This is a genomic window from Streptomyces sp. NPDC020845, from assembly GCF_044334165.1.
In the GTDB taxonomy this organism is placed as follows: domain Bacteria; phylum Actinomycetota; class Actinomycetes; order Streptomycetales; family Streptomycetaceae; genus Streptomyces.
The window spans coordinates 113,779-139,821 of the sequence record NZ_JBIRSJ010000017.1; the positions used below are offsets into that span (position 1 = coordinate 113,779).

Consider the following 26,043-nt stretch of genomic DNA (forward strand, 5'->3'; position numbering starts at 1 on the left):
TGATGGGCATGCGAACCAAACGCCGCGTTGAGATCGCCCTGGACCTCGCCTGTGTCCGTTGCTACCTCGGCTTCACCCGCCTCACCCGCGCTGCCGACGGCGAGGCCGAGTTGACCATCCGCCCCTTCCAAGCCGAGCCCGACGCGCCCTCCGCCGGTGGCGAGCCGTTGTTCGAGGTGTGGAGGCGGACCCGGGGCGAGGCGTTCGTCCAGCAGGTCGCCTCCGACACCTCCTTCGGCGTGGCGGACGGTCTCGAGCTGCACTTCGAACGCGCCCTGTTCACCAACACCTTCGAGGCTCACCGGCTGGTCGCCCGCGCGTCCGCACAGGGGCTCGGGGAGCGGATGGCGGAGCGGCTGTTCCGCGCGTACTTCACGGACGGGCTGCTGATCTCCGACCGCACCACCCTGGCCCGGCTGGCCGCCGAGACCGGAGTGGTGGCCGCCACCGACGCCGACGAGACGGCCGCGCTGCGCGCCGAACTGGACCGCGTACGCGCGCTCGGCGTCCAGGTCGACGCCGTACCGTACGTCGCCTTCGAGGACGGGACCGTCCTCGAAGGCGCGCAGCCGGAGGACGCCTACCGCGCGGCGCTGACCGCCCCGCTCACGCCAGCCGGATGACGTTCCAGGACATCGGCTCCAGCGTGGCCCGCAGCACCCCGCCGTCCAGGGCCGTGCCGGTCGCGGCGTGCGGGGTGACGCGCTCGGGCTCGGCCAGGGTGTTGCGGGCCTCGGGGTCGGCGTCCGCGAGGACGCTGTGTTCGACGATCCGGGATACGGACAGGCCGTGCAGGTCCACCTCCAGCGGCAGCGGCCGCGTCTGGTCGCGGTTGACGGCGAAGACGGTGACCTCACCGGTCTCCTCGTCCGCGACGGCGGTGGCGTGCAGCAGCGGCACCTCGCCGTACTTGGCCGTCTCGTGCGTCGGGCTGTCGACGTTGACCTGTAGGACCTGCCCGCGCCCGTGACGCGACGCCTGCGCGAACGGGAAGAAGGTGGTCTGCTTCCAGGCCGGGCCGCCCGGCTCGGTCATGATCGGCGCGATGACGTTGACGAGTTGGGCGAGGCAGGCGACGGTGACCCGGTCGGCGTGGCGCAGCAGCGCGATGAGCAGTGAGCCGAAGACGACGGCGTCGGTGACGGAGTAGTTGTCCTCCAGGAGCCGGGGGGCCTCGTCCCAGTTGGGCGGCTCGGCGCCGTGGAAGCGGGTCAGGTACCAGACGTTCCACTCGTCGAAGGAGAGGTTGATCTTCTTCTTGGACTTGAGCCGGGCGCCCACGTGGTCGCAGGTGGCGACCACGTTCTCGATGAAGGACTCCATGTCGACGGCCGAGGCGAGGAAGGAGTCGCGGTCGCCGTCGAGCTCTTCGTAGTAGGCGTGCAGGGAGATGTAGTCGACGAGGTCGTAAGCCTCCTGCAAGACCGTCGCCTCCCACTCGGCGAAGGTCGGCATGGACTGCGAGGAGCTGCCGCAGGCCACCAGTTGCACGTCCGGGTCGATCTGCCGCATCGCGCGGGCGGTTTCGGCGGCCAGCCGCCCGTACTCCTCGGCCGTCTTGTGACCGGTCTGCCAAGGGCCGTCCATCTCGTTGCCCAGGCACCACAGCCGGATGTTGTACGGGTCCTTGTCGCCGTGTACGGCACGGCGGTCGGACAGGGCGGTGCCCGACGGGTGGTTGGCGTATTCCTGCAGCTCCAGCGCCTCGGCGACGCCACGCGTGCCGAGGTTGAGGGCCATCATCGGCTCGCCGTCGACCTTGCGGAGGAAGTCGATGTACTCGCCGAGGCCGAAGCGGTTGGTCTCGGTCGACCGCCAGGCCAGGTCGAGTCGGCGCGGGCGCTCGTCGACGGGGCCGACGCCGTCCTCCCATTTGTAGCCGGAGACGAAGTTGCCGCCCGGGTAGCGGATGACGGTGACCCCCAGCTCGCGGATCAGCTCCAGGACGTCGGTGCGCAGACCGGCCTCGTCGGCGGTGGGGTGGCCGGGTTCGTAGATGCCGGTGTAGACGCAGCGGCCCAGGTGCTCGACGAACGACCCGAACATACGCGGGTCGACGTCGCCCACGGCGAAGGCGGGGTCGAGGGTGAAGCGGGCCGGCGGGGCGGGAGCGGGGGTGTCGGCGGCGGTGCGGTTGCTGGGGGTCGTCGGCTGCATTGCGGCGTCTCTCTCCTGCGCTGGCGCGCGCTTGTCCGATATCTCGGATACCGATCGCGACTTCGAACGAGACGGTAAGATCTCCGTTCCCCACGCGTCAACGCCTCGTGCGGCCCGGAAGTGCCCGTCCCGACTGTCGGAGGCGCGCGAGAGACGCGGGTTCTGGCGGACCGACGACCACTCGATCGACGTGTACGAGGACGCCCGACGGCTCCTCGTCGTCGGCCCGGACGAGGCGCTGTACATGACCTTCAACGGTGACTCGGGATCCTGAACCTCAGCGCCGCCCGGGTGGTGTCGAGCGGGAAGTCCCCGGTGGCCTCGGGGACCCCGGCAGTTCGGCGCCGCCCTCGGGCGGAAGCCAGGCGGTCAGGCGTCCCCGGCCGACCGCTTTCCCTGCCGCCCCTCCTCCCGGTCGGCGAGCAGCGCGTCGAGAACGTTCAGGGCGCGCCAGGTCCGGGTCATCCCGAACGTTGCGGTGGCGCGGACGGCGGCGCGGACCTCGTCGGGCGTCGCTCCCGCGCTCAGTGCGCGGCCGACGTGGGCACGGAAGCTCTCCTGGAGGGTCTGGTAGAGGACGTCCACCGTCATGGTGGCGAACGCCCGCTCGCGGACGCTGATCCGGGACATGCCGGCGCGCATCCGCGACTGCAGGTCCATGTAGTCGGCGAAGCCAGGGTCGAGGGCACGCACCTCGGCGCGCATCGCCGCGGGGAGGGGACTGCCCGTGCCGTCCGCGTTCACGTGGTGGCCCTTGCCTGTCGGCCCGGGCAGGCCGTGCTTGCGCTCGACCTCGGCCAGTCGCTCCAAGGCGGCCAGCGCCGCCGGGTAGCCGCTGTCGTAGGAGATGAAACGGAACAGCTCGCGTAGGTCATCGGCGTCGAGGCCGTTGTCCAGGGCGGCCCGCACATGCAGTTCGAACGGCATCCCGAGAACCTGCTCGCAGACGTCGGCCACGAGGTTGAGAAGAGTGCGCTCGCGCGGGGTCAGCTGCGTTCCTGGACCGGTGAGTTGGAAGCTTACGGTGGCCATTTCCGCGAACACCGGGTCGAGTTCCTTGACCGTGGTCTGGGTCGGCAGCGTCATGGTGACTCCCCTTAAGCGAACACCCGTAGGGCTACGACAGTAAGGCTACGACTGTAGTCCTACAGGTGTTCCCAATACAATGGCTGACCATGGATGCGACCACTCCGGCCCGAACGACCGCCCGCACTGCGCCGCGCGGCCGCAACCCGCGTGGCCAGGGCGAGCGGCTGCGCGCCGAGATCGTCGACGCGGCGCTGCGGCTGCTGGACGAACTCGCCGACGACCAGGCGCTGTCGCTGCGGGCGGTCGCCCGCGAGGTGGGCATCGCCGCGACCTCCGTCTACATCCACTTCGCCGACCGCGACGCGCTGGTGCTGGCCGCACTGGAGCACTGCTATGCGGACCTGTTGCGCGCGGTGGACGACGCGGAGTCGGGCGCCGCCGACCCGGTGGCCGCACTGCGCGCCCGAACGGCGGTGCTCGGCGCGTGGTCGCGCGAGAATCCGGGGCTGTACAAGGTGCTGCACGAGAGCACGCTCAACCGGCGCACGGACATGTCCTTCAAGGAGGAGATGGCCAAGCGCACGACCGCGGCGATCCGCCGCTGCATGGACGCCGGGCTGGCGCCATGCGGCGACGCGGAAACCATCTCCCTGGATCTGCGCACAGCCGTCCACGGCGCGGTCTCGCTACGCGTCAACCAGCCCGAGCTGCCCTGGCCCCCACTGGAGGAACAGGTGGACCGGTTCCTGGTGAAACTGGTTGGCGTTCCGCCCGCAGAGGGGTGACGCGGCGTGGTGTGCGAAATGGCTCGGCGCAGCGCAAGGCCCCGGGCCGTGAGCCGCTGATCCCTATTTGATCTGCCCGGCCGCCCACTCGGCCCATTCGCGGCGCATGGCGTTGAACCGCAGGCCGTACTCCAGCGCGATCCGGCCGTAGACCGACAGATCGTCGTCGCCCCAGTCGATGGACTCCGCCAGCCGGCGCAGCTCCTCGTGATCCCGCTCGGACATCTCGACGAGCCCGGTCAGGTATGCGCGCGCCTGCTCGGGCTTGAGCACCCCCAGGAAGAACACCCGCAGCAGAATGTCGCTGCGGGTGTTCCGCTGTGGTTCAGTCTCCGTCAGCCAGTGCCGCAGCTCGGCCAGCCCCTCATCGGCGATGGCGTATTCCTTGCGGCCGCGTGGCCCCTCGGCGGCCACCGCGATCAGTCCGCCGGCCGCCAGTTTGGTCAGCTCCGTATAGATCTGGCTCTGGGTCGCGGGCCAGACGGTGGCCAGCGAGGTCTCGAACCGCTTGAGCAGGTCGTATCCGCTGGCGGGGCGCTCCGAGAGGAGGCCGAGCAGTGCGTGTCGAAGGCTCATGCCCCCAACTCTACCTTCCAGGATTGACATGTCTCAGCTGGACCTTCTACTTTTGACATGTCAGAAGAGGGACCTCGAAACGGAGTGACCATGTCCTACCTGCGTACGTTTCTGCCGTGGATCGTCTTCGCCGTACTGCCCTCCGGGAGCTGGCAGTGGGGCGCGCTGGCCGCGCTGGTGGTCGCGGTGGCGCTGATCGGCCAGCAGGTACGGGCCGGGGTCGGGCTCGACGCGCTGATCATCGAGCTGGGCTCGGCGGTCTTCTTCGCCGCCCTGGCCGTCGTCGCGTTCACCGACCACGACTCGAACGTGCACGACTACTCCGCGGCCCTCTCCTCGGGCACGCTGGCGGTCATCGCCGGGGCCTCGCTGGCCATCGGCAAGCCGTTCACCCTGGGCATCGCCAAGCGCACCACCCCGCGCGAGCTCTGGGCCCTCAAGCCGTTCATCCGGGTCAACGTCGTCATCACCGCCGTATGGACCGCGGCCTTCGTCCTGACCGCCCTCGCGCTCGCCTTCGAGGCGCACACCGGACACGGTCACTCGACCCCCGCCACGCTCGTCCAGATCGCCGGCTTCGCCGTCCCGATGGTCTTCACCATCCGCTACGTCGCCCACGTCCAGGCCAAGGCCGGGCAGCCGGCCTGATGACCCCGCCCGACCCGATGACCCCGCGACACCTCTCCGGGAACTACGCCCCGGTCGCCGAAGAACTCACCACCCACGACCTGCCGGTGACCGGCACGATCCCGCCCGAGCTGGCCGGCTGGTATCTGCGCAACGGGCCGAACCCGGCCGACGCCGCCTCCGGACACTGGTTCTTCGGCGACGGGATGATCCACGGGCTGCGGCTGGAGGCCGGGCGGGCCGTCTCGTACCGCAATCGCTGGGTGCGTACCCGCAGCCTCACCGGCGGGGCGCGGATCTACGACGAGCAGGGCCACCGCGACCTCGCCGCGGGCCCCGCCAACACCCACGTCGTACGGCACGCCGGCCGCACCCTGGCCCTGTCCGAGACGACCCTGCCCTACGAGCTCACCCGCGACCTGGACACTCAGGGCCCCTACGACTTCGGCGGCAGGCTGCACACCGCCATGACCGCCCACCCGAAGACCTGCCCGACCACCGGAGAGCTGCACTTCTTCGGCTACGGGATGCTGGAGTCCACCCACCTCACCTACCACCGGGCCGACGCCACGGGCGAACTGGTCATCAGCAGGCCCATCGAGGTGCCGGGCCCGACCATGCTGCACGACTTCGCCCTGACCGCCGGGCACATCGTCTTCATGGACCTGCCCGTCGTCTTCGACCCCGAACTCGCCATGTCCGGTGGCACCATGCCGTACAGCTGGGACGACGGATACGGCGCCCGGCTGGGCGTGCTGCGCCGCGACGATCCGCACGGCGCGGTGCGATGGTTCGACATCGGCCCGTGCTACGTCTTCCACTCCTTCAACGCCTACGACGCGCCGGACGGCACCCTCGTGATGCATGTGATGCGCTACCCGGAGATCTGGCGGCGGACCGACCACGGCATCACCCCGCCCCAGAACGCGGTCCTGTGGAAGTGGACGATCGACCCGGCGGCCGGGACGGTCCGCGAGGAGCAGTGCGACGACCGGCCGGGCGAGTTCCCCCGGATCGACGACCGGCTGGCCGGGCTCGCCTCCGTGTACGGGCATATGACCTGCGACAGCTCACTGGTGCGGTACGACCTGGCCACCGGGGCCACGACCGCACACGACTTCGGCCCCGGCCGCACCCCCGGCGAGGCGGCCTTCGCCCCCGCCGACGACGTGGCCGGCGGGCCCGGCTGGCTCATGACGTACGTCCATGACGCGGCCACCGACCGCAGCGACCTGGTCATCCTGGACGCGGACGACCTCGCCTCGGATCCGGTCGCCACCGTCCATCTGCCGGCCCGGGTGCCGTTCGGCTTCCACGGCAATTGGCTCGACGACCGCCACCCGACGACCCCATGATTCACTTGCCTCGGCCATAGAGCGTCTGTCGCGGCAACTGAGGCACGGGGGGATCGAATTGAGTGACGTCCACTCACCCATCCCGGAACTGAACCTGCTCAAGGAGTTCAGTGACCGGATCGGTCAGGTCTGGTACTCGGCGGGGTTCGAACTATGCGAGTACGGCGTGGACGCCGGTCTGGACACCTGGTCGGAGGATCCGGAGTTCCTGGCCCCCTTCATCCCCTTCGCGCGGGCCACCCGCTCCGGTTCCCACTACGCCCTGTGGCTCTGTGACGATCGGGCCGACCTCGCCACCCTGCCCGTCGTCTTCGTCGGCGACGACGGAGACCTCGACGTCGTCGCCCGAAACCTGCTGGAGTTGTTCCAGCTTCTGACCATCGACGACGAGACCTTGAACCCCGACCTCGTCGAGCAGCACACCGACGGCCACCAGGACTACCTCACCTGGCTGAACGAGACCTTCGGGCTGCGGCCGCCGGAGGACATCGACGCGCTCAAGGCCGGGCTGAAGGAGCACGACGAACAGTTCAAGACGTGGGCGAGCCGGTTCGTCGAGCTGGACTGAAAGCCTCCGCGAGCATCAGCCCATACGAGCGAGCATCAACCCGTACGAAAGGGACCCACCCATGACCACCGAACGCCCCCGCGTACCCACCACTGCGGACGAACGCGAGACACTGCGCGGCTTCCTCGACTTCCACCGGGCGACCCTCGCCAAGAAGTGCGACGGCCTGTCCGACGAGGAGCTGCGGCGTCAGTCGATGCCGCCCTCGACGCTCTCACTGCTCGGGCTGGTGCGGCACATGGCCGAGGTGGAGCGCAACTGGTTCCGCCGGGTGCTGGGCGGCGAGGACATCCCGCTCGTCTGGTCGGACTCGTTCGACTTCCAGGCGGCCTACGACGCGCGGGAGGCCACGCGGGCTGAGGCGTTCGATGCCTGGCAGGCGGAGGTGGAGCACGCACGGCGGATCGAGGCGGCGGCCGAATCGCTGGAGGTGACGGTCCACGCCGAGCGGTGGGGGCAGGACGTATCGCTGCGCACGGTGATGCTCCACATGATCCTGGAGTACGGGCGGCACAACGGCCACGCCGACTTTCTGCGCGAGGGCGTCGACGGCACCGTCGGGGTCTGAGGCGCCGCCTCCGCCCTCGTACCGCGCGTCCTACCGGCTCACCAGCCGGAGCTCCACCTCGCGCTCCTGGTCGCCCGGCACCTTGCCATGGTCCTCGATGGCGAAGGCGCGGGCCAGGACCTCGCGCATCAGCTCCACCTGACACGGGCAGCCCTGCAGATCGGCCGTGATGGGCGCGGTCAGTGCGGTGGGCTCGGGCTCCGGGTGGGTCGGGGTCACCTCGAAGGTCGAGGTCCACACCATGGGGTGTCCTTCGAGCGGATGCTCCGGCAGACCGGCGTAGGCATCGTCGGAGCGGTAGCACCGGTGCAGTACGTCGAAGACCACGTCGGCGTCGTCCCGCGAGATGCCGGTGAGGTTCACCATTACGTACTCGGCGTGCCATTCCACGCTGGCCATGGCGGGCACCTTCTTCGCTTTCGCTGAGCGGTTTGAGCGGTTGCCTACCTTTCATGTTCGCAGCTTTTGTGAGGTTTCACCCGGATGGCTCGTCCGGAATCGGATGGTCCGGGCGCGGGCTCCCGGACTTCCGGGGGCTCCCCCGCCGCCCGGTGCCGGACTCGTCCAGATCAGGCACGTCGTCGGGGTCGTCGGACGGGCCGCACCGGGCCGGGGGGCTGCCCGCGTCCAGGGGGTCAGGGCCGTCGTGCGCCTGCTGGTCGGGCAGGTCCCGCGGTACGGCGCCGATGTGGTCCCCGGGGGCTTCCAGTCGTCGGTCAGTCACTGCCGGTTCCCTTCGTCGGCGGACGGACCCCTCTCAGGTACCCGAAGCGCCCGGAACTACGCCGGCAGCCCAGGCAGCAGGTTCCCCATACAGGGTTTACCGACCCTTTACCTTCGGAATGGTGACCTTGTGGTTGACAGGGGGAGAAGCGATGATCGAAACCGTATTCCGGACCGATGCCGTGCCCGTGGCGGATCGGTTCGAGTTATGGCGTGAGGTCCTGACCAAGACCAAAGCGGCCGCGCCCGCGGAAGTCAGCAGTGACCACGCCGACGACTACTGGGCCGAGATCCGCATTCTGCGGCTCGGCGGCGCCCACGTATGGCCCGCGGGCATGCGCCCCATGCGCATGCGGCGCACCGCCAGGCAGATCCGGCAGTGCGACCCGGAGGTCTACCACCTCACCTATGCGCTCGTGGGCGCCAAGGGGACTGTCCAGGCCGGCCAGGAGGGCAGCCTCGGACCGCACGATATGCACATCGTCGACTCCTCGCGGCCGTACGAGGTCCATGTGCTGGCCCCGGACCGCGCCAGGGCGGTGGGGCTGGAGATCCCCAAGAGGCTTCTGCCGCTGCCCCTGGACCGGGTCGACCAGCTGGTCACCCGGCGGCTGTCGGCACAGGAGGGTGTGGGCGCGCTGCTGGCCGGATTCCTGACCCGCCTCACCGACGACGCCGGCTCCTGGGGGCCGTCCGACGGCGCCCGTCTGGAGGCCGTCCTGGTCGACCTGGTGTCCGCGGTGCTGGCCCACCAGCTCGACCTCGACGCCGCGCTTCCGCCGGAGACCCACCAGCGCACCCTGTCGCTGCGCGTCCAGGCCTTCATCCGCCAGCATCTGGGCGATCCCGAGCTGACGCCGAGCGCCGTCGCCGCCGCGCACCACATCTCGGTCAGTTATCTGCACCGGCTCTTCCGGCACCAGGGCACCACGGTCTCCGCATGGATCCGCCGCCAGCGGCTGGACCGCGCCCGCCGCGAGCTGGCCGACCCCGCGCAGCGCGCGGTCCCCGTCCATCGCATAGCCGCCCGCTGGGGGTTCCCCCACCACGCGGCCTTCACCCGCGCCTTCCGCGCCGCATACGGGCTTCCGCCCAGCGACTACCGGTACGAGACGCTGGGCGGGCGCCCGGCCCGCTGAGCCTCGGCTCAGACGAGGACGTTCTTGTAGAAGATGTTGCTGCGGCGGTCGCCCGCCTCACCGGAGGCGAAGCCCAGGAAGAGCCGGACCTCCCCCGCGGCCGTCCGGTACACCCCCATGCCTTCGGGTTCGCGGTAGGTCAGCGTGGAGCCCGCGCCGGTGAAGGCCCGCTGGGTGAGAGCGCCCGTGTTGACGTTGACGCTGGAGGTGTAGGCGTTGCCGGGGGACGGGTTGGTGTCGCTGTAGGCGGTGCCGGTCAGCTGGTAGACGTAGGAGCCGTAGAGCGTATAGCCCTGGAAGGTGGCGGAGTCGCTGGGCTGGGCGAAGTCCGCGAGGCGGTTGGTGTAGTTGCCGGCCGCGACCTCGTTCACGTTGAAGATCGCGTACCGCCTGCTGCCCGCGGTGTTCAGATAGCGGATCGCCATCCGGTTGTTCACCGGGTCGATCGCGCAGGTGGTCTCCGTCGCGTCGGAGACGGGCGAGTGCTTGGTCAGGGCGGAGGAGGTGTTGGAGAGGGTCGTCCCACTGCTCCAGCGGAAGCGGGCCAGTCGTTTGCCGCGGGCGCCGCTGTTGACGTCCACTTCGGTCCACAGATAGGTGCTGCTGCCCACCGCCTGCGCGCCGATGGACACGGCGTGTCCGAATCCGAGCAGATACATATAGCCGAGCTCATTGCCGGAGAAGTCCAGCTGGGTGATGCACAGATCGCCGCTGCTGTCGGCGGAGCCGTCTTTGAGCTGGGCCACGAACAGGCGCCGGTTGACGTTGTCGAAGCAGAACGACTGCTGGACCCTCGCGTCGTGCAGCCGCGCATGGCGGAAGAGGTCGTACGAGGGCTGGGTCAGATCGAAGCGCGAGGACGTCGGTACGGCTGTGGGGGCTGACTCGCTCGCGGTGGCCACCTTGGCGCCCAGGCCGAGCGCGGCGCCCGCCGCGGCGCCGCCGCCGAGCATCAGTAACCGGCGTCTGTTCCAGGTGCGGTCTTGCGTCATGGATCTCTGCTTTCTGTCGGTGATGTGCCGTAGCGCCCCCGTCTCTCGTCGCCGAGGGGCGGGGGCGCTACGCGCGTAGGTTCTTCGTGATCCGTCTCCAGATTTGCCCTTGGTACACCTCCTCGAACCGTCAGGTTCATGTCAGATCATGATCAGTACGCGGTCGGCCAACCCCCGCTCCAGCTCAGGAGGTTGACGCCGAGCTTCGGGGTCCCGTTGTCCTGGCCGTCGTAGTAGTGGTAGACGAGCAGGTCACCGTCGACATCGCTGATGACCGACTGCCCGCCGGGGCCGATGTAGCGCCCGTGGGACTCCAGCACCACCGAGCCGCCGTTGTTCATCATGTTGACCCCGTTCTTGTCGAGGTACGGCCCGGTGGGGCTGGTGGCGCGGCCGACCTTGATCTTGTACGTGGAGCTGGCGCCCGCGCAGCAGGTGTCGTACGAGGCGAACAGGTAGTAGTAGCCGTTGCGCTTGACGACCGTGGGCGCCTCGACGGCCTTGGTGCCGGTGGGCCGGGAGGCGATGCTGTAGACGGTCTTGTCGCCGGAGTACTGCTTGCCCGTGGACGGGTCGATGCGGATCATCTTCAGCCCCGACCACCACGAGCCGAAGGACAGCCACCACTTGCCGTCGCCGTCGACGAAGAGGTTGGGGTCGATGGCGTTGTAGTTGCTGCTGCTGGTGGTGGAGTGCACGATGCCGTAGTCGGTCCAGGTGCCCGCCTTGCCGCTGGACGAGGTGGCGAATCCGATCGCGGAGTTGCTGGACCCGAAGGACGAGACGGCGTAGTACATCAGGTACTTGCCGCCCTGGTACGAGATATCGGGCGCCCAGGGGTCATTGCTCGAGGAGTAGTTCTTCCACCATGACGGCGGGGTGTTGAAGGCGTTCCCCGAGCGGCTGAACGCGATCCGGTCGGTGGAGGTGCGGGCCTCCAGACCGCCGTGGGTGGAGTACAGCAGGTAGGTGCCGTCGCTCGCACGGATCATGGTGGGGTCGTGCACGACGATGTCACCCGTCACCCGGCCCGGATTGGGGTAGGCGGAGGCGCTGGTCGGCAACAGGGCGAAGGCCGTGGCGGCCGCCAGGACGGCGAGTCGTCGGCCCCTGCGGGCGCGGCCGCCCGGGCGCGTGCGCGCGGACTTGGCGTGGATCATTCGGCTCTCCTTCGGAATGTTTTCGGTGCCCCTCCGAAACACATGGCGGTACTCGACGCGATGGCCGGCCTCAACACCTCCCTCTTCCCAGGGGATTGACTCGCCTCTCAGCCGCCTCTACGTTCCCTCGAACGTTTCGGTGACGTTCCGGAAGTTTTTCGGAGGCAGGGGAAAGGACGCTCTTGTGATCAAGGTGATGCGCGCCGCTGTGACGGGCGCACTGGCCGTCGCCCTCCTGGGCACGGCCGCGACCGCGCCAAAGGCCCATGCCGGGGACGGCGCCGCGGCGGGGACCGCCGGCCGGGTGGACTTCGGCCAACGCCTCCAGCCCATCGACGGCTTCGGCTTCTCGCAGGCCTTCCAGCGCGCCGACATCATGCACGGCGCGCGCGGGCTGACCCCCGAACACCAGCGGGAGGTCCTGGACCTGCTGCTGGACCGGAAGTCCGGGGCCGGTCTGAGCATTCTGCGGCTGGGCGTCGGCTCGTCCTCGGACGAGGTGTACGACCATATGAAGTCGATCCAGCCGACCGACCCGGGCGGCCCCGATGCCGCACCGCGCTACGAGTGGGACGGCGACGACGGCGGCCAGGTGTGGCTGGCGAAGGAGGCGAAGGCGTACGGCGTCAAGCGCTTCTATGCCGACGCCTGGAGCGCGCCCGGCTATATGAAGACCAACGGCACGGACGCGAACGGCGGAAGGCTCAAGCCCGAGTGGCGGCAGGCGTACGCCAACTCCCTCGTCCAGTACGCGAAGTTCTACCGTCAGGAGGGCGTCCGCATCACCGACGTCGGCTTCACCAACGAGCCGGATCTCTCCACCTCGTATGCGTCCATGCAGTTCACGCCCGAGCAGGCGGTGGAGACGGTCAAGGCGCTCGGGCCGACCGTGCGGCGGGCCGGGCTCAATCTGGTGTGCTGTGACGCCGCCGGATGGGACCAGCAGGCGGCGTTCAGCGCGGCGATCGAGGCGGATCCGCAGGCCGCGGCGTTGGTCGGGGTGCACACCGGCCATCCGTACGTCACCCCCTCCGACCAGCCGCTGCCGACCGACCGCCGCACCTGGATGTCCGAGTGGAGCCCGAACGGCGCGACCTGGAACGAGGCGTGGGACGACGGCTCCGGCTACGACGGACTGGCCGTCGCCGAGGCGATCCACACCACGCTCGCGGACGCCCGCGCCAGCGCGTATGTGTATTGGTTCGGCGCCTCGATCGGGGCCACGCGCGGGCTGATCCAGCTGGACGGGGCGGACTACCACGTCTCCAAGCGGCTGTGGGCCCTGGGCGCGTACAGCAGGTTCATCCGGCCGGGGGCGGTGCGGGTGGCCGCGTCGACCGAGGCGTCGGGCGTCAAGATCACGGCGTTCCGCAACCAGGACGGGAAGCGGGTGCTGGAAATCCTCAACACGGGGACGGACGCGGTGCGGGCGGACTACGCGCTGACGGGCGGCGGTGCGGGGGGCTCCGCGCGCGGATCGGTGTACCGCACGGACGAGACGCATTCGCTGAGCCGGGTCGGCGCGGTGGACGTCCGAGGCGGAAAGCTGGGGGTCGAGCTGCCGGCGCGGTCGCTGACCACGGTGGTGCTGGGGAGCTGGACCGGCCGGCGGTAGGGTCCGCGACGCCGCGAGCCCTGCCGCCGGACGGTCCAAGCGTCGCGGGTGGGTTCGGTCCGCCCGGCGTACTGCCGGGCCGGGCAGACCGACTCCACCCCGTGGGGGGACACTCACTGGCCCGCCAGCCCCGTATGGGCCACGCCGCGGACGATCTGGCGCTGGAAGAGCGTGAAGACCACCAGCAGCGGCAGGCCGGCGATCACGACCGAGGCCATCATCTGGGCGTACCGCAGCCCGTACGAGGACTGGACGTTGACCAGCCCCACCGGCAGCGTCATCCCGTTCGGGTCGGTCGTGACCAGGAACGGCCACAGGAAGTTGTTCCACGTCGAGATGAAGGTGAAGATCGCCACGGCCGCGAGCACCGGCCGGGACAGCGGCATCACGATGGTCCAGAAGACCCGCCACCGCCCCGCCCCGTCCACGAACGCCGCCTCCTCCAGTTCACGCGGCACCCCGTCGAAGAACTTGACCAGGATGAAGACCATCGCGGGCACGGCGACCTGCGGCAGGATCACGCCCCAGTAGGTGTCGACGAGCCCCATGGAGACCATCTCCGCGAACAGCGGGGCCATCAGCACCTGCGGCGGCACCATGATCCCGGCCAGCACCAGACCGTAGAGCACCTTGCGGCCGCGGAACTCGGTGCGCGAGAAGCCGTACGCGGCCATCGCGCACAGCACCACGGTCAGCAGGGTCGTCATGACCGAGATATAGGCGGAGTTGAACATCCACTGACCGATGTCGCCCGACTTCCACACCTCGCGGTATGCGCCGAAGGTGATCGTCGAGCCGATCCACTTCAGCGGCGTCGTCGTGGTCTCCCCCTCCGGTTTGAGGGAGGTGGCCACCGCCCACGCCAGCGGCAGCACCCACAGCACCACCAGCGCGAGCGCGATCAGCAGCATGGCGATCCGGCCCGGCGACCAGCGGAACCTGCGGCCCGCGCCGGCGTCCGCGCCCGCCTTCATCTGTGTCACGGCCGTCTCCTGTGTCACAGCTGTCTCCGCGCTCATGTCCGCGCGCCCTCCTCACTCGCGCGGCGGGTCAGCCGCAGATGGATCAGGGAGACGATCACGATCAGGGCGAAGAAGAGATACGAGACGGCGGAGGCGTAGCCGATCCGGTACCCGGTGAAGCCCGCCTGGTAGACGTACTGGAGGATCGGGCGGGTGGAGTCGTCCGGGCCGCCCGCGGTCATGATGTAGACCTGATCGAAGATCTTCAGCGAGGCCAGGATCTGCAGCACGACCACAACGCCCGTGGTGCGCCGCAGCATCGGCAGGGTGATGTTACGCAGCCTGGCCCAGGCGCCCGCGCCGTCCAGCTCCGCCGCCTCGTACAGATGCTGCGGGATGGCCTGGAGCGCGGCGAGGTACAGCAGGAAGTTGAAGCCGACGGTCCACCAGACGGTGGTCGCGACGATGGACAGCATCGCGTAGCGCTCGTCGGTGAGCCAGCCGATACCGGGGTGCAGACCGAGGGAGGCCAGCGCCTGGTCGGCGAAGCCGAAGTCGGACGGGAAGATCACCCACATGAAGAGCAGCCCGACCACGCCCGACGGCAGCAGGAAGGGCGCGAACCAGCTCAGCCGCCACAGCCACTGGACCACCCGCAGATGGTGCGCGAGCAGCGCCAGGCCCAGGCCGACGAGGACGAGGGGGACCGTGGACAGGATGGTGAACCAGACCGTGTTCCACAGCGAGGACCAGACGTCGGGGTCCTGAAGGGCCTCGGCGTAGTTGTCGAAGCCGATGAAGTGGCTGTCGGTACCGGCGATGTTGTCGTCGCCAAGGCTCATCTTGACGCCGTACAGCAGCGGCCAGAGGAGGAAGAGCGCGTAGACGACGAGGAAGGGCGCGACGAAGACCAGCCCGTGCTCGGTCCAGTGGCGGCGTACGGTCCTGGGCGGGGTGGTGGCCTTGCTCTCGGAGGAGCGGGGCGGGGGCGCGGTGACGGCCGGCGCGCTCATTTCGCACCTCCGAAGGGGTTGGGGGTGTCGAGGAGCTCGCGCAGCCGGGACTTGGCCTCTTTCAGCGCGTTCTGGGGCGTACGGGAGCCGGTGAACACCCCGGAGAAGACCGAGCCGAGCTCGATCCACATGAGGGAGGCGGAGCCGGCGAACCAGGCGGGTTCGTCGAGCGCGACATCGTTGACGACCGAGCGGTATTCGGACTGCGGCTGGAGCTTGAGATACGCGGGGTTCTCCAGCGTCGGCAGATACGCCGGCACATGCCCGCCCTTGGCCCATTCCACGGTGTGCTTGAGCATCCAGGCCACGAACCCATGGGCCGCTTCATTGGTCTTGCCGCCCCGGTCCCTCTGGTGGGGCAGGACGAAGGAGTGGCAGTCGGCCTGAGCGGTGGGGCGGCCGAAGAGGGCCGGCACCCGGGTCATGGAGAACGGCAGCTTGGTGGTGCGGAAGGAGCTGATCTCCCATTCGCCGTTGAGGTAGAAGGCGGTCTTGCCGCCGTTGAAGACGGCGATGGAGCCCGGGTAGTCGACCCGGCGGTGGCACAGCCCCTCGTCGACGAGCATGGCCATGTACTCGAGCGCCTTGAGCGCCTTGGCGTCGTCGAGGGCGAGACGGCGGCCGTCGGCGGACAGGACCTTCCCGCCGGTCTGGGAGTAGAGGGTGGAGAACACCCGCCAGGGGCCGATGACATCGCCGCCGATGGTCTCGGTGACCAGCCCCGGCGCTCCGGTGACCTTCTTGGCGGCGCGCAGCGCGGCGGTGAACTCCTCGGCGCCGTTGATGGGTTTGAGCTTGCCGTCGGGGCCGAGCAGCCCGGCCTTCTCGCACACCTCGGTGTTGTAGAAGAGCACCATGGGGTGGGTGTCGAGCGGAATGGCGTACTGCTTGCCGTCGACCGCGCCGCGCTTCCAGATGTCCTCGGGGAAGTCGTCGGCGGTCACCCCGTGGTCGGCGAGCAGGTCGAGGTCGAAGGCGTCGAGGAGGCGGCCGGGCGCGAAACCGGCGAGCCGGGCCAGGTGCAGCGCCGCGACCTCGGGGGCGCGCCCGCCCGCGCCCGCCATGCCGAGCTTGGTGTAGTACGGAGAGCCCCACTGGAGCGTGGCGGCCTCCAGGCCGATCGAGGGATGGGCCGCGCTGTAAGCGTCCAGCATCGCCTTCATGTTGACGCCGTCGCCACCGCCGAAGAGATGCCAGTAGCGCAGCCGGGTCTTGCCCGAGCAGCCCGGTGAGCATGCTGCGGGCGCGGCGCAGCCGGCGGCGCCCCCGCCCACAGCGCCGACGGCGGCGAGGGCGCCGAGCCCGGTGAGCACTCCGCGGCGGGTTGGGGAGGATCGTTGCATTGCGGCTCATTCCTGCTGCACAGGCAGCGCTGTTCGCTATTTCGAATGCCGCTCGTAACTTCGGACAGGGAACATAAGCCGCCGAGGAGTGCGCGTCAACGCTTTGCACACGACTCGCCCCACCCCTTGACCCGTACGGGAGCAAGCGCTTACCGTCCGGCCGTCGGACGCGCGAGGCGGGGATGAGGCGGGGCAACTCATGTTTGAGCTGGGAGATCTGACCGTCCGCTATCCGCGCCATGACGCGGCGGGCGACGGCGACGCTGGGGCCGCGGTCGAGGCCGGGGCCGTGATCGGTCTGGAGATCTTCCCGACCGCGCTCGCCGACCGTCTGGCGCCACCCCGCGACCGCCTGCCGGAGGACGCCGCCCGCCACCACCCCGACACCGGCCCCGCCCGCCACATCGAACCGCTGGCGGCGGTGGCCCGCGCCGGGGACCCCGTACCCGAGCCCTTCGCGGGCGTACGCACCCTGCGGCGGACGGCCACGACGGCGGCGCTGCGGCTGCGGGCGCAGCGGCACACGGAAGCCGTGACCGAGGCGGCAGCGCAGGCGGCCACCGAGATCGCGGGGCAGACGGTCACCGAGTCCGCCGCATCACCCGCCACCGAGATCGTCACCGAACTGTCCGACGGAAAGGGTCTGTTGGTTGTCCACCGGCTGACCCACCGCCCCGGCGACGCCCCCTCCCCGCTCAGTCTCGGGGCGCTCCAACGCGCGGGCTTCCCTCGTCACTGCTCGCTCCTCCGTCGCTGCGCGGCTCCTCAGTCCAGCCCGCGCAGCGCCCCGAGACACGCTCACCCTTCGTACGGATCCGCACCAGCGCCGCCAACGAGGGCGACCGCCCCTTCGCCCTGGACCTGATCTCGTCCTTCACCCTCGGCGGCAGCACCCCCTTCGCCGCCGACGACGCCCCCGGCCGCCTCGTCGTCCACCGCATCCGCTCGGCCTGGAGCGCCGAGGCCCGGCTGGTCAGTGCGACCGCCGAGCAACTGCACCTGGAGCGGCCCTGGGTCACCTTCTCGGCCGTGAACGGCCGAGCTTGTGCGCTCGGTCGTTCGCACCTCGTCGCGCTCCCGACTGTCCCCTACGACGGGACGGTCACGGGTCGCATCCACCCAGCCCTCAACAGGTGTCAGGGGGAGGGTGCGGGTGCGGTGACAAGCACCCACGCCGAGCGTGCGCGATCACGTACGTTGACCCCGGCGACGACATCGGCCGGGCCAGCGAGCCCGCACCGACGACAGCGGAAATGGTCCCGGTCGGGCCGGTTGGCCCGCTCGGTATGCCCGCAGCGCGGACAGCGCTGCGAGGTGTAGGCCGCGTCCACCTCGAGGAACGGCACCCCGGCCCTGCGGGCCTTGTAGGCCAGGTGCTGACCGAGCTGATGGAAGGGCCAACAGGAGAGGGTGCCCCGCTGGTCGCGGCGTAGCCGTACCCGCTCGCGGATCCCGCCGAGTGCTTCGACGGCGATGCCGCGACCGGTGCGTTGCGCGACGGACACGATCTCCTTGCTGATGCGGTGGTTCACATGCGTGGCATGACGCTGTTCCGTCCGCTTGCGGCGGGCAAGGCGCCGCCGGGCGGAACGGCTCCTCTTCCTCTGGAGATCGGCGCGTTTGCGGGCCTGCCAGCGCCGGTAGCGGTCCAGGCGCCGTCCCTGGTAATTCGTGCCATCGGATGTGGTGGCGAGGTTCACTATGCCCCGGTCGACTCCGATCCAGTCGACCGGCTCGTACACCTCGGGCTCGGGCAGGTCACAGGTGGCGATCAGGAACCACTTCCCGCCCCGGCACACCAGGTCACTCTCACCCTTACGGTGCGCGACAAGCGTCTTGAGCTGCTCCGGGGAGCAGACGAACCGGATGCCCCGCATCCGCCCGGCCACCGTCCAGATCGACACCGTACGCGCATCGTACTGCCAGGACAGACAGCGATCGTCGAACGGCTGAGCCGCCTCGGGACGGAAGCCGATGGGGGTACCGACGGCCGCACGGTACCGCTTGCACGTGGGCGGGCCCAGATTCCCCGCCCGCAGATTGGCCCTCAGCGCCGCATACGCGTCGACGACCTTCTTCACCGCCCGCACCACCGGCTGCGCCGACAGCCCGAACCTCGCCTTCAGATCCCCATACACCTCTTTCTGCAGGTTGTTGCGGTCCTTCAGGTCCTTGGCGAAGGCGACCTGCGAGGCATAGGTGGCGGCCCGGTTGCAGGCGCGCAGGGTCGCCTCCAGCGCCGACGCCTCCTCGGGCGTCGGCAGCAATCTCACCTGGACCACCAGCTTCATGACATCGGACCATAGTGCGATAACCGCACACGCGACCGTCCCTTCCTCAGCGGCCATCCGTCCCGGTGACCCATGGGACGGATGTTCGCTTTCCGTTTTGCCCGGTGGCCGTGCGGGCGCTCCGCGCCCGGAAAGCGGATGCGGCGACGCTCCGCATCGCCAGGACGGGAGGCGATTCCTCCCCGGCGTGAACGCCGGGGCATCCTCGCCAGAACCAGGTGAAAATCGCCACGGTGGCGGAGCGCTTCGGCGCGCCCGGGTCGATGCCCGCGGCGGGGAGGCCGAGGGGTCTGGGACCTCGGCTGCGGACGGGCTGAGCATGGTGCGGGCAGGGGCTGCCCCGAGCAGTGTCAGTCGGTCAGGGAGACGATCATCTTGCCGATGTTCGCACCGCGCAGCATGCCGAGGAACGCGTCCGCCGCGTTGTCGATGCCCTTGACCACCGTCTCCCGGTAGTGCAGCTTGCCCTCGCGCAGCCAGCCGCCGACCTCCTCCACGAACTGCTGCTGGAGGTGCTGGTGGTCGTTTACGAGCATGCCCTGCATACGCAGCCGCTTGCCGATGACGAGGGCGAGGTTGCGCGGGGCGGCGGGCGGCTCGGTCACGTTGTACTGGGCGATCATGCCGCAGACGGTGATGCGCCCGTGCACGTTGAGGCGGCCGATGGCGGCCTCCAGGTGCTCGCCGCCGACGTTGTCGAAGTAGACGTCGATACCGTCGGGCGCGGCCTCCTTGAGCTGGTCCGCGACCGGGCCGTTCTTGTAGTTGAACGCCGCGTCGAAGCCGTACTCCTCGGTCAGCAGCCTGACCTTTTCATCGGAGCCCGCGCTGCCGATGACCCGCGAGGCGCCCTTGAGCTTGGCGATCTGGCCGACCTCGCTGCCGACCGCGCCCGCCGCGCCGGAGACGAAGACCGCGTCGCCCTCCTTGAAGGACGCGACCTCGAGCAGGCCCGCGTACGCGGTCAGGCCGGTCATGCCGAGGACGCCGAGGTAGGCGGAGAGGGGGGCCGCGGCCGGGTCCACCTTGACCGCGTGCTTGGCGTCCACCTGCGCGTACTCACGCCAGCCGGCGAAGTGCAGGACATGGTCGCCGACGGCGATGCCCTCCGCGTTCGAGGCGATGACCTCGCCCACGGCGCCGCCCTCCATCGGGTGGTCGAGCTTGAACGGCGGGACGTACGACTTCACATCGTTCATCCGGCCGCGCATATACGGGTCCACCGACATGTACAGGTTGCGGACCAGCACCTGGCCGGGGCCCGGCTCGGTGACGGGGGTCTCGCGCAGCGCGAAGTCCTCGGGCTTCGGCCATCCCTCGGGACGGGCGACGAGGTGCCATTCGCGGCTGGTGGCGGGAATCGCGGGCTTGGGGGCCATGGGGTTCCTCTCTTATGCTTCAGGTGATGAAACAATCATGCTGCTACATATTTCATGGTGTCAAATAAATGGGTACCCTGGTCCCCATGACCTCCAGTACCGAACCTCCTGATCCGCTGACACTCGAAGTCGTCGAACTCATCGGCACCATCGTCGCTCGCTATCACGAGGAATACGAGACGGCCGCCGGGAAGCACTCCCTGACCGGCGCGCAGGCGCGGGTGCTCGGACTGCTGTCCCGGGGTCCGACGCCCATGCGCCATATCGCACAGCAGCTGAAGTGCGAGCCGTCGAACGTCACCGGGATCATCGACCGCCTGGAGGCCAGAGGCCTCGCCGAGCGCCGCCTGGACCCGGCCGACCGCCGCGTCAAGCTCGCCGCCGCGACGGACCGGGGCAAGGAGACCGCCGACCGGCTGCGCGGCTCACTCGACTTCGCACGCGCGCCGCTGGCCGGGCTGTCGGAGCAGGAGCGCACGGTACTGCGCGACCTGCTCAAGCGGATGCTCGGGACGGACTCGGTCTGATCCCCCGCCCGGGACGGGCGGGGGGCGGGCTTGGTCCCGGGTCCCGCCCAGTTCCGGGCCATGCCAGGCCGGCGGCCCTTCTCAGGTGCACCACCACAGGAAGCGGTCGCAGGTCTCCGTGGGCGAGGGCGTGGGCTGGGACGGGGACGAGGTGGTGGGGCCTGGGTCGGAGGGCGAGGTCGGGGGCCGGGTGGCCCCGCCTCCCCCGCCGCCCGTGGCGGAGGGGGAGGCGGAGGAACCGCCCGTACCGCCGTCGGCTGACGAGGAGCCGTCCGCGCTGGGCGACTTGCTGCCCTTGGACTCCTTCTTGCCCTTGCCCGAGCCGTCCTCGCCGTCACCCTTGCCCTCGTCCGCGCTGCTCGCGCCGTCCTCACCCGCGGACGGCGCCTCGCCCGGCGCTCCGCTCTGGCGCGTACGGGGTCCGCTGGAGTCCCCCTCGCCCGGGCCGTGGTCCGCTTCCGGCGACGTATCGGGGCTGGACGAGGACGAGGGCTCGTGGAAGATGCCGCCCTCCGTGGCGATTTCCGCCACGAACAGCCCGGCCAGCACGGGGCCGAGCACCGACGCCATGATCGTCACCCGGCGCCCCCGCCCGCGCCGCGCCCGGCGCGCCCGGCCGCCGACGATGCCGCGGGGCTTTGGCTTTCTGCGGGACGCCTTGCGCCGGTCCGCGCGGGTCGAGGCGGCGCCGGGGGCCGCGGAGAGCTCGTCGTCGACGTCCTCGCCGACGACGTCACCCTTGCCGGCCTCGCTGACGGCCTCGTCCCTGCCGATGACCTCGCCCGGGGCTTCGGCCTCGGCTTCGGTCTCGCCGGTGTAGGGCGCGCGGCCTGTCCCGCCGTCGGCCCAGCCGTAGTCGACCGCGGCGTTTTCGGCGGCGGGGTACGGATGCTCCTCGGCGTACGCGCCGCAACCGGGGCAGGCGAGAGCGCCGTTGAGGTGGCGGCGGCAGGCAGGACAGTAATCCATGTCGCCGGGCAGGTTATGTGCCCGGCGGGTAGCGGAGGAACCGCGGATTGTGAGAATCCTGTGCAAGGATCGGATTCGCGCCGCGTCTGTTTCCGCTTGGCCGAAATTGTCCGCCTCGGCGGCTCAGCCCACTCAGCGCCGCTGCCTCAGAACTCCGCAGCCCTCAGCCCTTGAACGCCGGCTGCGCAAGCCCCTGCCCCGCCGTCGCGAGAACCAGCACCGACCCGGCGAGCGGCTGCTCGGCGGGGCCGAGCCCGACCCGGGCCGACGTCACATACAGGTCGGTCAGGCCGGAGCCGCCGAAGGCGCACGCGGTCGGGCGGCGCACCGGCAGCTCGACCACCCGGTCGAGCGTGCCGTCCGGGGTGTAGCGGCGGACCGCGCCGCCGTCCCACAGCGCGACCCAGACACAGCCGTCGGCGTCCACGCACAGCCCGTCGGGGAAACCGGCGCCGTCCTCGATCCGTACGAAGGGGCGGCGGCCCGTGACCCCCTCGCCCGCCACGTCGAAGACGTCGATCCGGCAGGTCGGGGTGTCGGCGTAGTACATGAGGCTGCCGTCCGGGCTCCAGCCGGTGCCGTTGCTGACCGTGACGTCGGGCAGGATCTCCGTACGGGAGCCGTCCGGGGCGATACGGGACAGCGTGCCGCCGCCCGTCGCCTCGTCGTAGCGCATGGTGCCCGCCCACAGCGAGCCGTCCGGCGCCACGGCCGCGTCGTTGCCGCGGCGGCCGGGGACCGGCTCGTGGGCCAGCCAGGAGAATGCGCCGTCGGCCCCGTACAGGCCGATGCCGTCGCGAAGGTTGACCACCAGACCGCCGCCCGCGCGGGGCTTGGCCGCGCCGACGTGCTGTTCGGTCGCCAGGACCGTGCGCCGACCGCCGGCCGGGTCGTAGGTGTGCACGCGGGACGAGAGGATGTCGACCCAGATCAGCCGCTGCGCGGCGGCGTCCCAGGTCGGGCCCTCGCCCAGCTCGGCGGCCGCCCGGACGGCGACGTCCAGTCCGCCGCCGGCACCAGCACCGACGCCGGTCGCCCCATTCGTCTCGCTCATGCTCCACGCCTCCGGTGTCCGAGGCGGGCCGACAGTTCGCCCGCGCCCTTGGCGGCCAGCTCCGCCAGTTCCTCCTGCCGCTCCTCGCTCCAGCGGATCATCGGCACCGAGATGGACAGCGCCGCCACGACCTTGCCGGCCGAGTCCCGCACCGGGGCCGCCACGCAGCTCACATCCGGGTTGGACTCGCGCTGCTCGACGGCGATGCCGCGCTCGCGGATGGCGACGAGGTGGCGGCGCAGATCCTGCGGGGAGGTGATGCTGTTGTCCGTCATCGCGGCCAGCGGCTTGTCCTGCGGGATACGGGCGGCCAGATCCTCCTCCGAGAGGGAGGCGAGCAGCATCTTGCCGACCGAGGTGCAGTGGGCGGGCAGCCGGCGGCCGGCGGCGGAGACCATGCGCACGGCGTGGGTGGAGTCGACCTTGGCGATATAGATCACGTCCGCGCCTTCGAGGATGGCGACATGGACGGTCTCGTCGCAGGTCTCGGCGACGCTGCGGGCCACCTGCTGCCCCTCGGCGGCCAGGTCGAGCTGCTCGGCGTATCGGCTGCCCAGCTGGTACGGGCGCACCCCCAGCCGGTAGCGACCGGGCTGGTCGGGGACTTGCACGAGGTAGGAGCGGGCGGCCAGGGTGGTCACCAGCTCATGGACCGTCGTACGGGGCAGCCCGAGCTTGCGGGTGATCTCGGGTGCGGAGAGCGTGCCGTCCCCGTCGAGGAAGAGCTCGAGTATGTCCAGGGCCCGGGTCACTGCGGGCACCAAGCGTCCCATGTCGCTCGCCCACCCCTTCTGGTCCAGTTGGCACCATCTGTTCGAGATTCCGGCCAGCGGCCGGTATCGCGAACACAGATTACGCAGAGGTGACTTCTCCAGGCAATGGCCAGGTATTGGTACCCCTGGGTAACGTCCGGGTGCGTCACGATGGCGCCATGAACTCCGCGCTCGACCCCTCGGCCGACTCCTTCCCCACGCCCTTCCCCTTCGTACTGGTACTGCTGCGGAGAATGGCCGATTATCACCCGGACCTGGTCGAGGGCGCACTGCGCGAGCTGGGCTTCAGCCGCTCCGTGATGCGCGAGGCCAACCGCCGCTGGCAGGCCATGCGGCGCTCACCGCGGCGCCGGTCCTCGGTCACCCACTACCGTTCCGTACTCGGCGCGCCCGAGACCACGGCCACCCGCCGGATCGGCGATCTGACCTGCGAGGCGCTGAGCTGGCCGGTGCCGCTGTGGCCGGATCTGCGGTTCGAGGTGCTGACCGTGCCGGGCGGCGGGGTGTGGAACGAGTGGCTGGTGCGCACACCCGGCGCCGCCGGGCCCCGGCCGCGTACGGTCGAGGACCTGACGCCCTGGTCCTGCACGGTGGACGAGGTGGCGAAGGCTTTCGCGCCCGCCCGGCCGATGGAGGGCTCGGCGCCCACCCGCTGGCGGCTGGCCTTCACGGCCCCGGACGGAGAAGGTGAACTCCACCACTGTGTGGCGGAGTTCACCTGGGGGCTGCTGCAGCGTGTTGACGCCGTCAGGACAGCTTCGCCGTCAGAGTGATCGTCGTACCGGCGAGCGCCTGGCTCACCGGGCAGTTCTTCTTGGCCTCCTCGGCCGCCGCGACGAACGCGTCCTCGTCCACGCCCTCGACCGTGCCCTCCACGGTGAGGTGGATACCGGTGATGCCGGTGCCCGGCTGGAAGGTGACGTCGGCCTGCGTGGTCAGCTGCGTCGGCGGGGTCCCGGCCTGGGTGAGGCCGTGCGACAGCGCCATCGAGAAGCAGCTGGAGTGCGCGGCCGCGATCAGCTCCTCCGGGCTGGTCTTGCCGTTCGCCTGCTCGGCGCGGGAGGGCCAGGAGACCGGCTGCTCGCCGATCCCGGAGGAGTCGAAGGTCACCGCCCCTTTGCCCTCGGTCAGATTGCCGTGCCAGACGGTGTGCGCGGTGCGCGTCGTAGCCATGCTTCCTGCCTCCTGTGAGCTTCTGCGAGCTTCTGCCGGCTTCGCTTCCGAAAGCCGTGGATCACCTGCCGGTGATCAGCCGGTGATCACCCCTGAGCCTACGACCCGGAACCCACGTTCCACGCGACAACGGCGGGTCGGCCGTGCTCGGTTCCGATGCGGCTGACGGTCGCCGTGTCGAGCCGGAAGAGCGCGCCGCCGGAGGGCGGCAGTCCGAGGCGGCGAGCGGTGAGGACGCGCAGCACATGGCCGTGGGCGACGAGGACCACATCGCCGCGGTCGGCGCGCAGCTCGGCCTCGATGGCGGCCAGCACCCGGTCGACGCGGGCGCCGATCCGCTCGGGCATCTCTCCGGGGTGCTCGGGGTCGCCCGGGGCGACCCCGTCGGTCCACAGGTTCCAGTCGGGCCTGGTGCGGTGGATCTCGTCGGTGGTGATGCCCTCGTAGCCGCCGTAGTCCCACTCGTGCAGGTCCGGCTCGATCCGCGCCCCCTCGATCCCCGCGAGCCGGGCCGTGGTCACGGCCCGGCTCATGGGGCTGACGAGGGCGAGCGCGATCTTGCGGTCGGCGAGCAGCGGGCGCAGCGAGCGGGCCTGTTCCTCGCCGCGTGGCGTGAGCGGCAGATCGGTCCAGCTGGTGTGTCTGCCCGACCGGCTCCACTCGGTCTCGCCGTGCCGGATCAGCACAAGCTCACCCATGGCTGCCCGGCGCTCCCGCCTCGCCCGCCTCCGCCTTCTCCTGGGCCGCCTTCTGCTGGGCCTCGGCGACGGAGGCGCGAACCGCGTCCATGTCGAGGCCGCGGGCCTGGCCGATGATGTCCTCCAGGGCCGGCTCGGGGAGGGCGCCGGGCTGGGCGAAGACCGCGATGTTCTCGCGCACGATCATCAGGGTCGGGATGGACTGGATGTCGAACGCGGCGGCGAGCTCGGGCTGCGCCTCGGTGTCGACCTTCGCGAAGACCAGGTCCTGGTGCTTGTCGGCGGCCCGCTCGTAGACAGGTGCGAACATTCGGCACGGACCGCACCAGGAGGCCCAGAAGTCGATCAGGACGAAGTCGTTTCCCGAGACGATCTCGTCGAAGTTGTCCTTGGTGAGTTCAACGGTGCTGCTCATGCCTGCGCTACCTGCTTCCATGCTGTCGGCAGTGGGCCCAGCCTGCGATCCGCAGTGACCCGGACCGCGTCAACCAGGTCGCCTCAGGTGGTATTCCCGCCCTGCTCACACGGTCGTGACCTGCGGCGACCGTGGCCTCACGCGGCCGTGAT

Annotated in this window: 29 protein-coding genes; 11 read left to right on the top strand and 18 right to left on the bottom strand. The window is 70.2% G+C overall.

Annotated features, from left to right (window positions below; all coding sequences use genetic code 11):
• Window positions 1-8: 8 nt before the first annotated feature.
• Entirely contained in the window at window positions 9-623 is a 615-nt protein-coding gene (locus ACH4U7_RS39100; RefSeq protein ID WP_398532522.1) for a DsbA family protein, read from the top strand.
• Here ACH4U7_RS39100 and ACH4U7_RS39105 read toward each other — a convergent pair.
• On the bottom strand, window positions 607-2,157 hold the full coding sequence (locus tag ACH4U7_RS39105; RefSeq protein WP_398532523.1) for an alpha-N-arabinofuranosidase: 1,551 nt from the start codon (window positions 2,155-2,157) through the stop codon (window positions 607-609). The genes ACH4U7_RS39100 and ACH4U7_RS39105 overlap by 17 nt on opposite strands.
• 369 nt (window positions 2,158-2,526) lie before the next feature.
• Window positions 2,527-3,243, bottom strand: coding sequence for a carboxymuconolactone decarboxylase family protein (locus tag ACH4U7_RS39110; protein ID WP_398532524.1), 717 nt, complete (start codon window positions 3,241-3,243; stop codon window positions 2,527-2,529).
• An 89-nt stretch (window positions 3,244-3,332) separates the two neighbouring features.
• On the opposite strand from ACH4U7_RS39110, the gene ACH4U7_RS39115 reads away from it, so the two are divergent.
• Window positions 3,333-3,971, top strand: coding sequence for a TetR/AcrR family transcriptional regulator (locus ACH4U7_RS39115; RefSeq protein WP_398532525.1), 639 nt, complete (start codon window positions 3,333-3,335; stop codon window positions 3,969-3,971).
• A 63-nt stretch (window positions 3,972-4,034) separates the two neighbouring features.
• Here the strand turns inward: ACH4U7_RS39115 and ACH4U7_RS39120 are convergent, their stop codons facing one another.
• The gene (locus ACH4U7_RS39120; RefSeq protein WP_398532526.1) at window positions 4,035-4,547 is read right to left on the bottom strand and encodes a PadR family transcriptional regulator; all 513 of its coding nucleotides are present in this window, start codon (window positions 4,545-4,547) and stop codon (window positions 4,035-4,037) included.
• 90 nt (window positions 4,548-4,637) lie between these two features.
• Here ACH4U7_RS39120 and ACH4U7_RS39125 point away from each other — a divergent pair, with 90 nt between their 5' ends.
• The 4 genes from ACH4U7_RS39125 to ACH4U7_RS39140 all read left to right on the top strand — a co-directional run bounded on the left by ACH4U7_RS39125 (window position 4,638) and on the right by ACH4U7_RS39140 (window position 7,665).
• Entirely contained in the window at window positions 4,638-5,195 is a 558-nt protein-coding gene (locus ACH4U7_RS39125; protein WP_398532527.1) for a hypothetical protein, read from the top strand.
• Entirely contained in the window at window positions 5,195-6,529 is a 1,335-nt protein-coding gene (locus ACH4U7_RS39130) for a carotenoid oxygenase family protein (protein ID WP_398532528.1), read from the top strand. The genes ACH4U7_RS39125 and ACH4U7_RS39130 overlap by 1 nt, the downstream gene beginning before the upstream one ends.
• Before the next feature lie 58 nt (window positions 6,530-6,587).
• The gene (locus ACH4U7_RS39135) at window positions 6,588-7,097 is read left to right on the top strand and encodes a hypothetical protein (RefSeq protein WP_398532529.1); all 510 of its coding nucleotides are present in this window, start codon (window positions 6,588-6,590) and stop codon (window positions 7,095-7,097) included.
• Between the two features lie 61 nt (window positions 7,098-7,158).
• Window positions 7,159-7,665 carry a DinB family protein gene (locus ACH4U7_RS39140; protein ID WP_398532530.1) on the top strand — a complete coding sequence of 169 codons (507 nt, stop codon included), beginning with the start codon at window positions 7,159-7,161 and terminating at the stop codon, window positions 7,663-7,665.
• A 30-nt stretch (window positions 7,666-7,695) separates the two neighbouring features.
• Here the strand turns inward: ACH4U7_RS39140 and ACH4U7_RS39145 are convergent, their stop codons facing one another.
• Window positions 7,696-8,064 (bottom strand): hypothetical protein, encoded by a 369-nt coding sequence (locus tag ACH4U7_RS39145; RefSeq protein ID WP_398532531.1) that lies wholly within the window; start codon window positions 8,062-8,064, stop codon window positions 7,696-7,698.
• A 76-nt stretch (window positions 8,065-8,140) separates the two neighbouring features.
• On the bottom strand, window positions 8,141-8,389 hold the full coding sequence (locus ACH4U7_RS39150) for a hypothetical protein (protein WP_398532532.1): 249 nt from the start codon (window positions 8,387-8,389) through the stop codon (window positions 8,141-8,143).
• A 151-nt stretch (window positions 8,390-8,540) separates the two neighbouring features.
• Between ACH4U7_RS39150 and ACH4U7_RS39155 the strand changes: the two genes are divergently transcribed.
• Window positions 8,541-9,527: a helix-turn-helix domain-containing protein gene (locus ACH4U7_RS39155; protein WP_398532533.1), complete on the top strand. Its 987-nt coding sequence runs from the start codon at window positions 8,541-8,543 to the stop codon at window positions 9,525-9,527.
• An 8-nt stretch (window positions 9,528-9,535) separates the two neighbouring features.
• On the opposite strand, the gene ACH4U7_RS39160 is transcribed toward ACH4U7_RS39155, so the two are convergent.
• Window positions 9,536-10,519 (bottom strand): teichoic acid biosynthesis protein C, encoded by a 984-nt coding sequence (locus ACH4U7_RS39160; RefSeq protein WP_398532534.1) that lies wholly within the window; start codon window positions 10,517-10,519, stop codon window positions 9,536-9,538.
• A 152-nt stretch (window positions 10,520-10,671) separates the two neighbouring features.
• Entirely contained in the window at window positions 10,672-11,679 is a 1,008-nt protein-coding gene (locus tag ACH4U7_RS39165; protein ID WP_398532535.1) for an arabinan endo-1,5-alpha-L-arabinosidase, read from the bottom strand.
• A gap of 184 nt (window positions 11,680-11,863) precedes the next feature.
• Between ACH4U7_RS39165 and ACH4U7_RS39170 the strand changes: the two genes are divergently transcribed.
• Window positions 11,864-13,294 carry a glycoside hydrolase gene (locus ACH4U7_RS39170; RefSeq protein ID WP_398532536.1) on the top strand — a complete coding sequence of 477 codons (1,431 nt, stop codon included), beginning with the start codon at window positions 11,864-11,866 and terminating at the stop codon, window positions 13,292-13,294.
• Window positions 13,295-13,407: 113 nt separating this feature from the next.
• Here ACH4U7_RS39170 and ACH4U7_RS39175 read toward each other — a convergent pair whose 3' ends face one another.
• The 3 genes from ACH4U7_RS39175 to ACH4U7_RS39185 are packed head-to-tail and all read right to left on the bottom strand — an operon-like array spanning window position 13,408 to window position 16,612.
• Window positions 13,408-14,268 carry a carbohydrate ABC transporter permease gene (locus tag ACH4U7_RS39175; RefSeq protein WP_398532665.1) on the bottom strand — a complete coding sequence of 287 codons (861 nt, stop codon included), beginning with the start codon at window positions 14,266-14,268 and terminating at the stop codon, window positions 13,408-13,410.
• Window positions 14,269-14,309: 41 nt separating this feature from the next.
• Window positions 14,310-15,269, bottom strand: coding sequence for a carbohydrate ABC transporter permease (locus ACH4U7_RS39180; protein WP_398532537.1), 960 nt, complete (start codon window positions 15,267-15,269; stop codon window positions 14,310-14,312).
• The gene (locus tag ACH4U7_RS39185; RefSeq protein WP_398532538.1) at window positions 15,266-16,612 is read right to left on the bottom strand and encodes an extracellular solute-binding protein; all 1,347 of its coding nucleotides are present in this window, start codon (window positions 16,610-16,612) and stop codon (window positions 15,266-15,268) included. The genes ACH4U7_RS39180 and ACH4U7_RS39185 overlap by 4 nt, the downstream gene beginning before the upstream one ends.
• Before the next feature lie 199 nt (window positions 16,613-16,811).
• Here ACH4U7_RS39185 and ACH4U7_RS39190 point away from each other — a divergent pair, with 199 nt between their 5' ends.
• A complete protein-coding gene (locus ACH4U7_RS39190) occupies window positions 16,812-17,477 on the top strand; it encodes a hypothetical protein (protein WP_398532539.1) in 666 nt (221 codons plus the stop codon).
• Window positions 17,478-17,748: 271 nt separating this feature from the next.
• Here ACH4U7_RS39190 and ACH4U7_RS39195 read toward each other — a convergent pair whose 3' ends face one another.
• Both ACH4U7_RS39195 and ACH4U7_RS39200 read right to left on the bottom strand, forming a co-directional pair.
• Window positions 17,749-18,903: an RNA-guided endonuclease InsQ/TnpB family protein gene (locus ACH4U7_RS39195; RefSeq protein WP_398532540.1), complete on the bottom strand. Its 1,155-nt coding sequence runs from the start codon at window positions 18,901-18,903 to the stop codon at window positions 17,749-17,751.
• Window positions 18,904-19,253: 350 nt separating this feature from the next.
• Window positions 19,254-20,282 carry an NADP-dependent oxidoreductase gene (locus ACH4U7_RS39200; RefSeq protein WP_398532541.1) on the bottom strand — a complete coding sequence of 343 codons (1,029 nt, stop codon included), beginning with the start codon at window positions 20,280-20,282 and terminating at the stop codon, window positions 19,254-19,256.
• 68 nt (window positions 20,283-20,350) lie between these two features.
• Between ACH4U7_RS39200 and ACH4U7_RS39205 the strand changes: the two genes are divergently transcribed.
• On the top strand, window positions 20,351-20,809 hold the full coding sequence (locus tag ACH4U7_RS39205; RefSeq protein WP_385614484.1) for a MarR family winged helix-turn-helix transcriptional regulator: 459 nt from the start codon (window positions 20,351-20,353) through the stop codon (window positions 20,807-20,809).
• 81 nt (window positions 20,810-20,890) lie between these two features.
• On the opposite strand, the gene ACH4U7_RS39210 is transcribed toward ACH4U7_RS39205, so the two are convergent.
• From ACH4U7_RS39210 to ACH4U7_RS39220, 3 genes are all read right to left on the bottom strand, one after another.
• On the bottom strand, window positions 20,891-21,778 hold the full coding sequence (locus tag ACH4U7_RS39210) for a hypothetical protein (RefSeq protein WP_398532542.1): 888 nt from the start codon (window positions 21,776-21,778) through the stop codon (window positions 20,891-20,893).
• Between the two features lie 163 nt (window positions 21,779-21,941).
• A complete protein-coding gene (locus ACH4U7_RS39215) occupies window positions 21,942-22,832 on the bottom strand; it encodes an SMP-30/gluconolactonase/LRE family protein (protein ID WP_398532543.1) in 891 nt (296 codons plus the stop codon).
• Window positions 22,829-23,605, bottom strand: a complete 777-nt coding sequence (locus tag ACH4U7_RS39220) for an IclR family transcriptional regulator (RefSeq protein ID WP_398532544.1) — start codon at window positions 23,603-23,605, stop codon at window positions 22,829-22,831. The genes ACH4U7_RS39215 and ACH4U7_RS39220 overlap by 4 nt, the downstream gene beginning before the upstream one ends.
• Window positions 23,606-23,763: 158 nt before the next feature.
• On the opposite strand from ACH4U7_RS39220, the gene ACH4U7_RS39225 reads away from it, so the two are divergent.
• The gene (locus ACH4U7_RS39225) at window positions 23,764-24,378 is read left to right on the top strand and encodes a hypothetical protein (protein WP_398532545.1); all 615 of its coding nucleotides are present in this window, start codon (window positions 23,764-23,766) and stop codon (window positions 24,376-24,378) included.
• Here ACH4U7_RS39225 and ACH4U7_RS39230 read toward each other — a convergent pair.
• The 3 genes from ACH4U7_RS39230 to trxA form a co-directional block, all read right to left on the bottom strand.
• Window positions 24,353-24,778: an OsmC family protein gene (locus ACH4U7_RS39230; protein ID WP_398532546.1), complete on the bottom strand. Its 426-nt coding sequence runs from the start codon at window positions 24,776-24,778 to the stop codon at window positions 24,353-24,355. The genes ACH4U7_RS39225 and ACH4U7_RS39230 overlap by 26 nt on opposite strands.
• A gap of 98 nt (window positions 24,779-24,876) precedes the next feature.
• On the bottom strand, window positions 24,877-25,476 hold the full coding sequence (locus tag ACH4U7_RS39235) for a histidine phosphatase family protein (protein WP_398532547.1): 600 nt from the start codon (window positions 25,474-25,476) through the stop codon (window positions 24,877-24,879).
• Window positions 25,469-25,891, bottom strand: a complete 423-nt coding sequence (gene trxA, locus ACH4U7_RS39240) for a thioredoxin (protein WP_398532548.1) — start codon at window positions 25,889-25,891, stop codon at window positions 25,469-25,471. Before trxA ends, ACH4U7_RS39235 begins: the two co-directional genes overlap by 8 nt.
• Between the last annotated feature and the right edge of the window lie 152 nt (window positions 25,892-26,043).

Coding starts and splice junctions, on each gene's coding strand:
- ACH4U7_RS39215 (WP_398532543.1), bottom strand. CDS start 22,832: ATGAGCGAGACGAATGGGGCGACCGGCGTCGGTGCTGGTGCCGGCGGC.
- ACH4U7_RS39155 (WP_398532533.1), top strand. CDS start 8,541: ATGATCGAAACCGTATTCCGGACCGATGCCGTGCCCGTGGCGGATCGG.
- ACH4U7_RS39120 (WP_398532526.1), bottom strand. CDS start 4,547: ATGAGCCTTCGACACGCACTGCTCGGCCTCCTCTCGGAGCGCCCCGCC.
- ACH4U7_RS39205 (WP_385614484.1), top strand. CDS start 20,351: ATGGGTACCCTGGTCCCCATGACCTCCAGTACCGAACCTCCTGATCCG.
- ACH4U7_RS39145 (WP_398532531.1), bottom strand. CDS start 8,064: ATGGCCAGCGTGGAATGGCACGCCGAGTACGTAATGGTGAACCTCACC.
- ACH4U7_RS39130 (WP_398532528.1), top strand. CDS start 5,195: ATGACCCCGCCCGACCCGATGACCCCGCGACACCTCTCCGGGAACTAC.
- ACH4U7_RS39175 (WP_398532665.1), bottom strand. CDS start 14,268: ATGAAGGCGGGCGCGGACGCCGGCGCGGGCCGCAGGTTCCGCTGGTCG.
- ACH4U7_RS39110 (WP_398532524.1), bottom strand. CDS start 3,243: ATGACGCTGCCGACCCAGACCACGGTCAAGGAACTCGACCCGGTGTTC.
- ACH4U7_RS39100 (WP_398532522.1), top strand. CDS start 9: ATGCGAACCAAACGCCGCGTTGAGATCGCCCTGGACCTCGCCTGTGTC.
- ACH4U7_RS39185 (WP_398532538.1), bottom strand. CDS start 16,612: ATGCAACGATCCTCCCCAACCCGCCGCGGAGTGCTCACCGGGCTCGGC.
- ACH4U7_RS39210 (WP_398532542.1), bottom strand. CDS start 21,778: ATGGATTACTGTCCTGCCTGCCGCCGCCACCTCAACGGCGCTCTCGCC.
- ACH4U7_RS39225 (WP_398532545.1), top strand. CDS start 23,764: ATGAACTCCGCGCTCGACCCCTCGGCCGACTCCTTCCCCACGCCCTTC.
- ACH4U7_RS39160 (WP_398532534.1), bottom strand. CDS start 10,519: ATGACGCAAGACCGCACCTGGAACAGACGCCGGTTACTGATGCTCGGC.
- ACH4U7_RS39140 (WP_398532530.1), top strand. CDS start 7,159: ATGACCACCGAACGCCCCCGCGTACCCACCACTGCGGACGAACGCGAG.
- ACH4U7_RS39190 (WP_398532539.1), top strand. CDS start 16,812: ATGTTTGAGCTGGGAGATCTGACCGTCCGCTATCCGCGCCATGACGCG.
- ACH4U7_RS39125 (WP_398532527.1), top strand. CDS start 4,638: ATGTCCTACCTGCGTACGTTTCTGCCGTGGATCGTCTTCGCCGTACTG.
- ACH4U7_RS39195 (WP_398532540.1), bottom strand. CDS start 18,903: ATGAAGCTGGTGGTCCAGGTGAGATTGCTGCCGACGCCCGAGGAGGCG.
- ACH4U7_RS39230 (WP_398532546.1), bottom strand. CDS start 24,778: ATGGCTACGACGCGCACCGCGCACACCGTCTGGCACGGCAATCTGACC.
- ACH4U7_RS39235 (WP_398532547.1), bottom strand. CDS start 25,476: ATGGGTGAGCTTGTGCTGATCCGGCACGGCGAGACCGAGTGGAGCCGG.
- ACH4U7_RS39165 (WP_398532535.1), bottom strand. CDS start 11,679: ATGATCCACGCCAAGTCCGCGCGCACGCGCCCGGGCGGCCGCGCCCGC.
- ACH4U7_RS39115 (WP_398532525.1), top strand. CDS start 3,333: ATGGATGCGACCACTCCGGCCCGAACGACCGCCCGCACTGCGCCGCGC.
- trxA (WP_398532548.1), bottom strand. CDS start 25,891: ATGAGCAGCACCGTTGAACTCACCAAGGACAACTTCGACGAGATCGTC.
- ACH4U7_RS39200 (WP_398532541.1), bottom strand. CDS start 20,282: ATGGCCCCCAAGCCCGCGATTCCCGCCACCAGCCGCGAATGGCACCTC.
- ACH4U7_RS39180 (WP_398532537.1), bottom strand. CDS start 15,269: ATGAGCGCGCCGGCCGTCACCGCGCCCCCGCCCCGCTCCTCCGAGAGC.
- ACH4U7_RS39105 (WP_398532523.1), bottom strand. CDS start 2,157: ATGCAGCCGACGACCCCCAGCAACCGCACCGCCGCCGACACCCCCGCT.
- ACH4U7_RS39220 (WP_398532544.1), bottom strand. CDS start 23,605: ATGGGACGCTTGGTGCCCGCAGTGACCCGGGCCCTGGACATACTCGAG.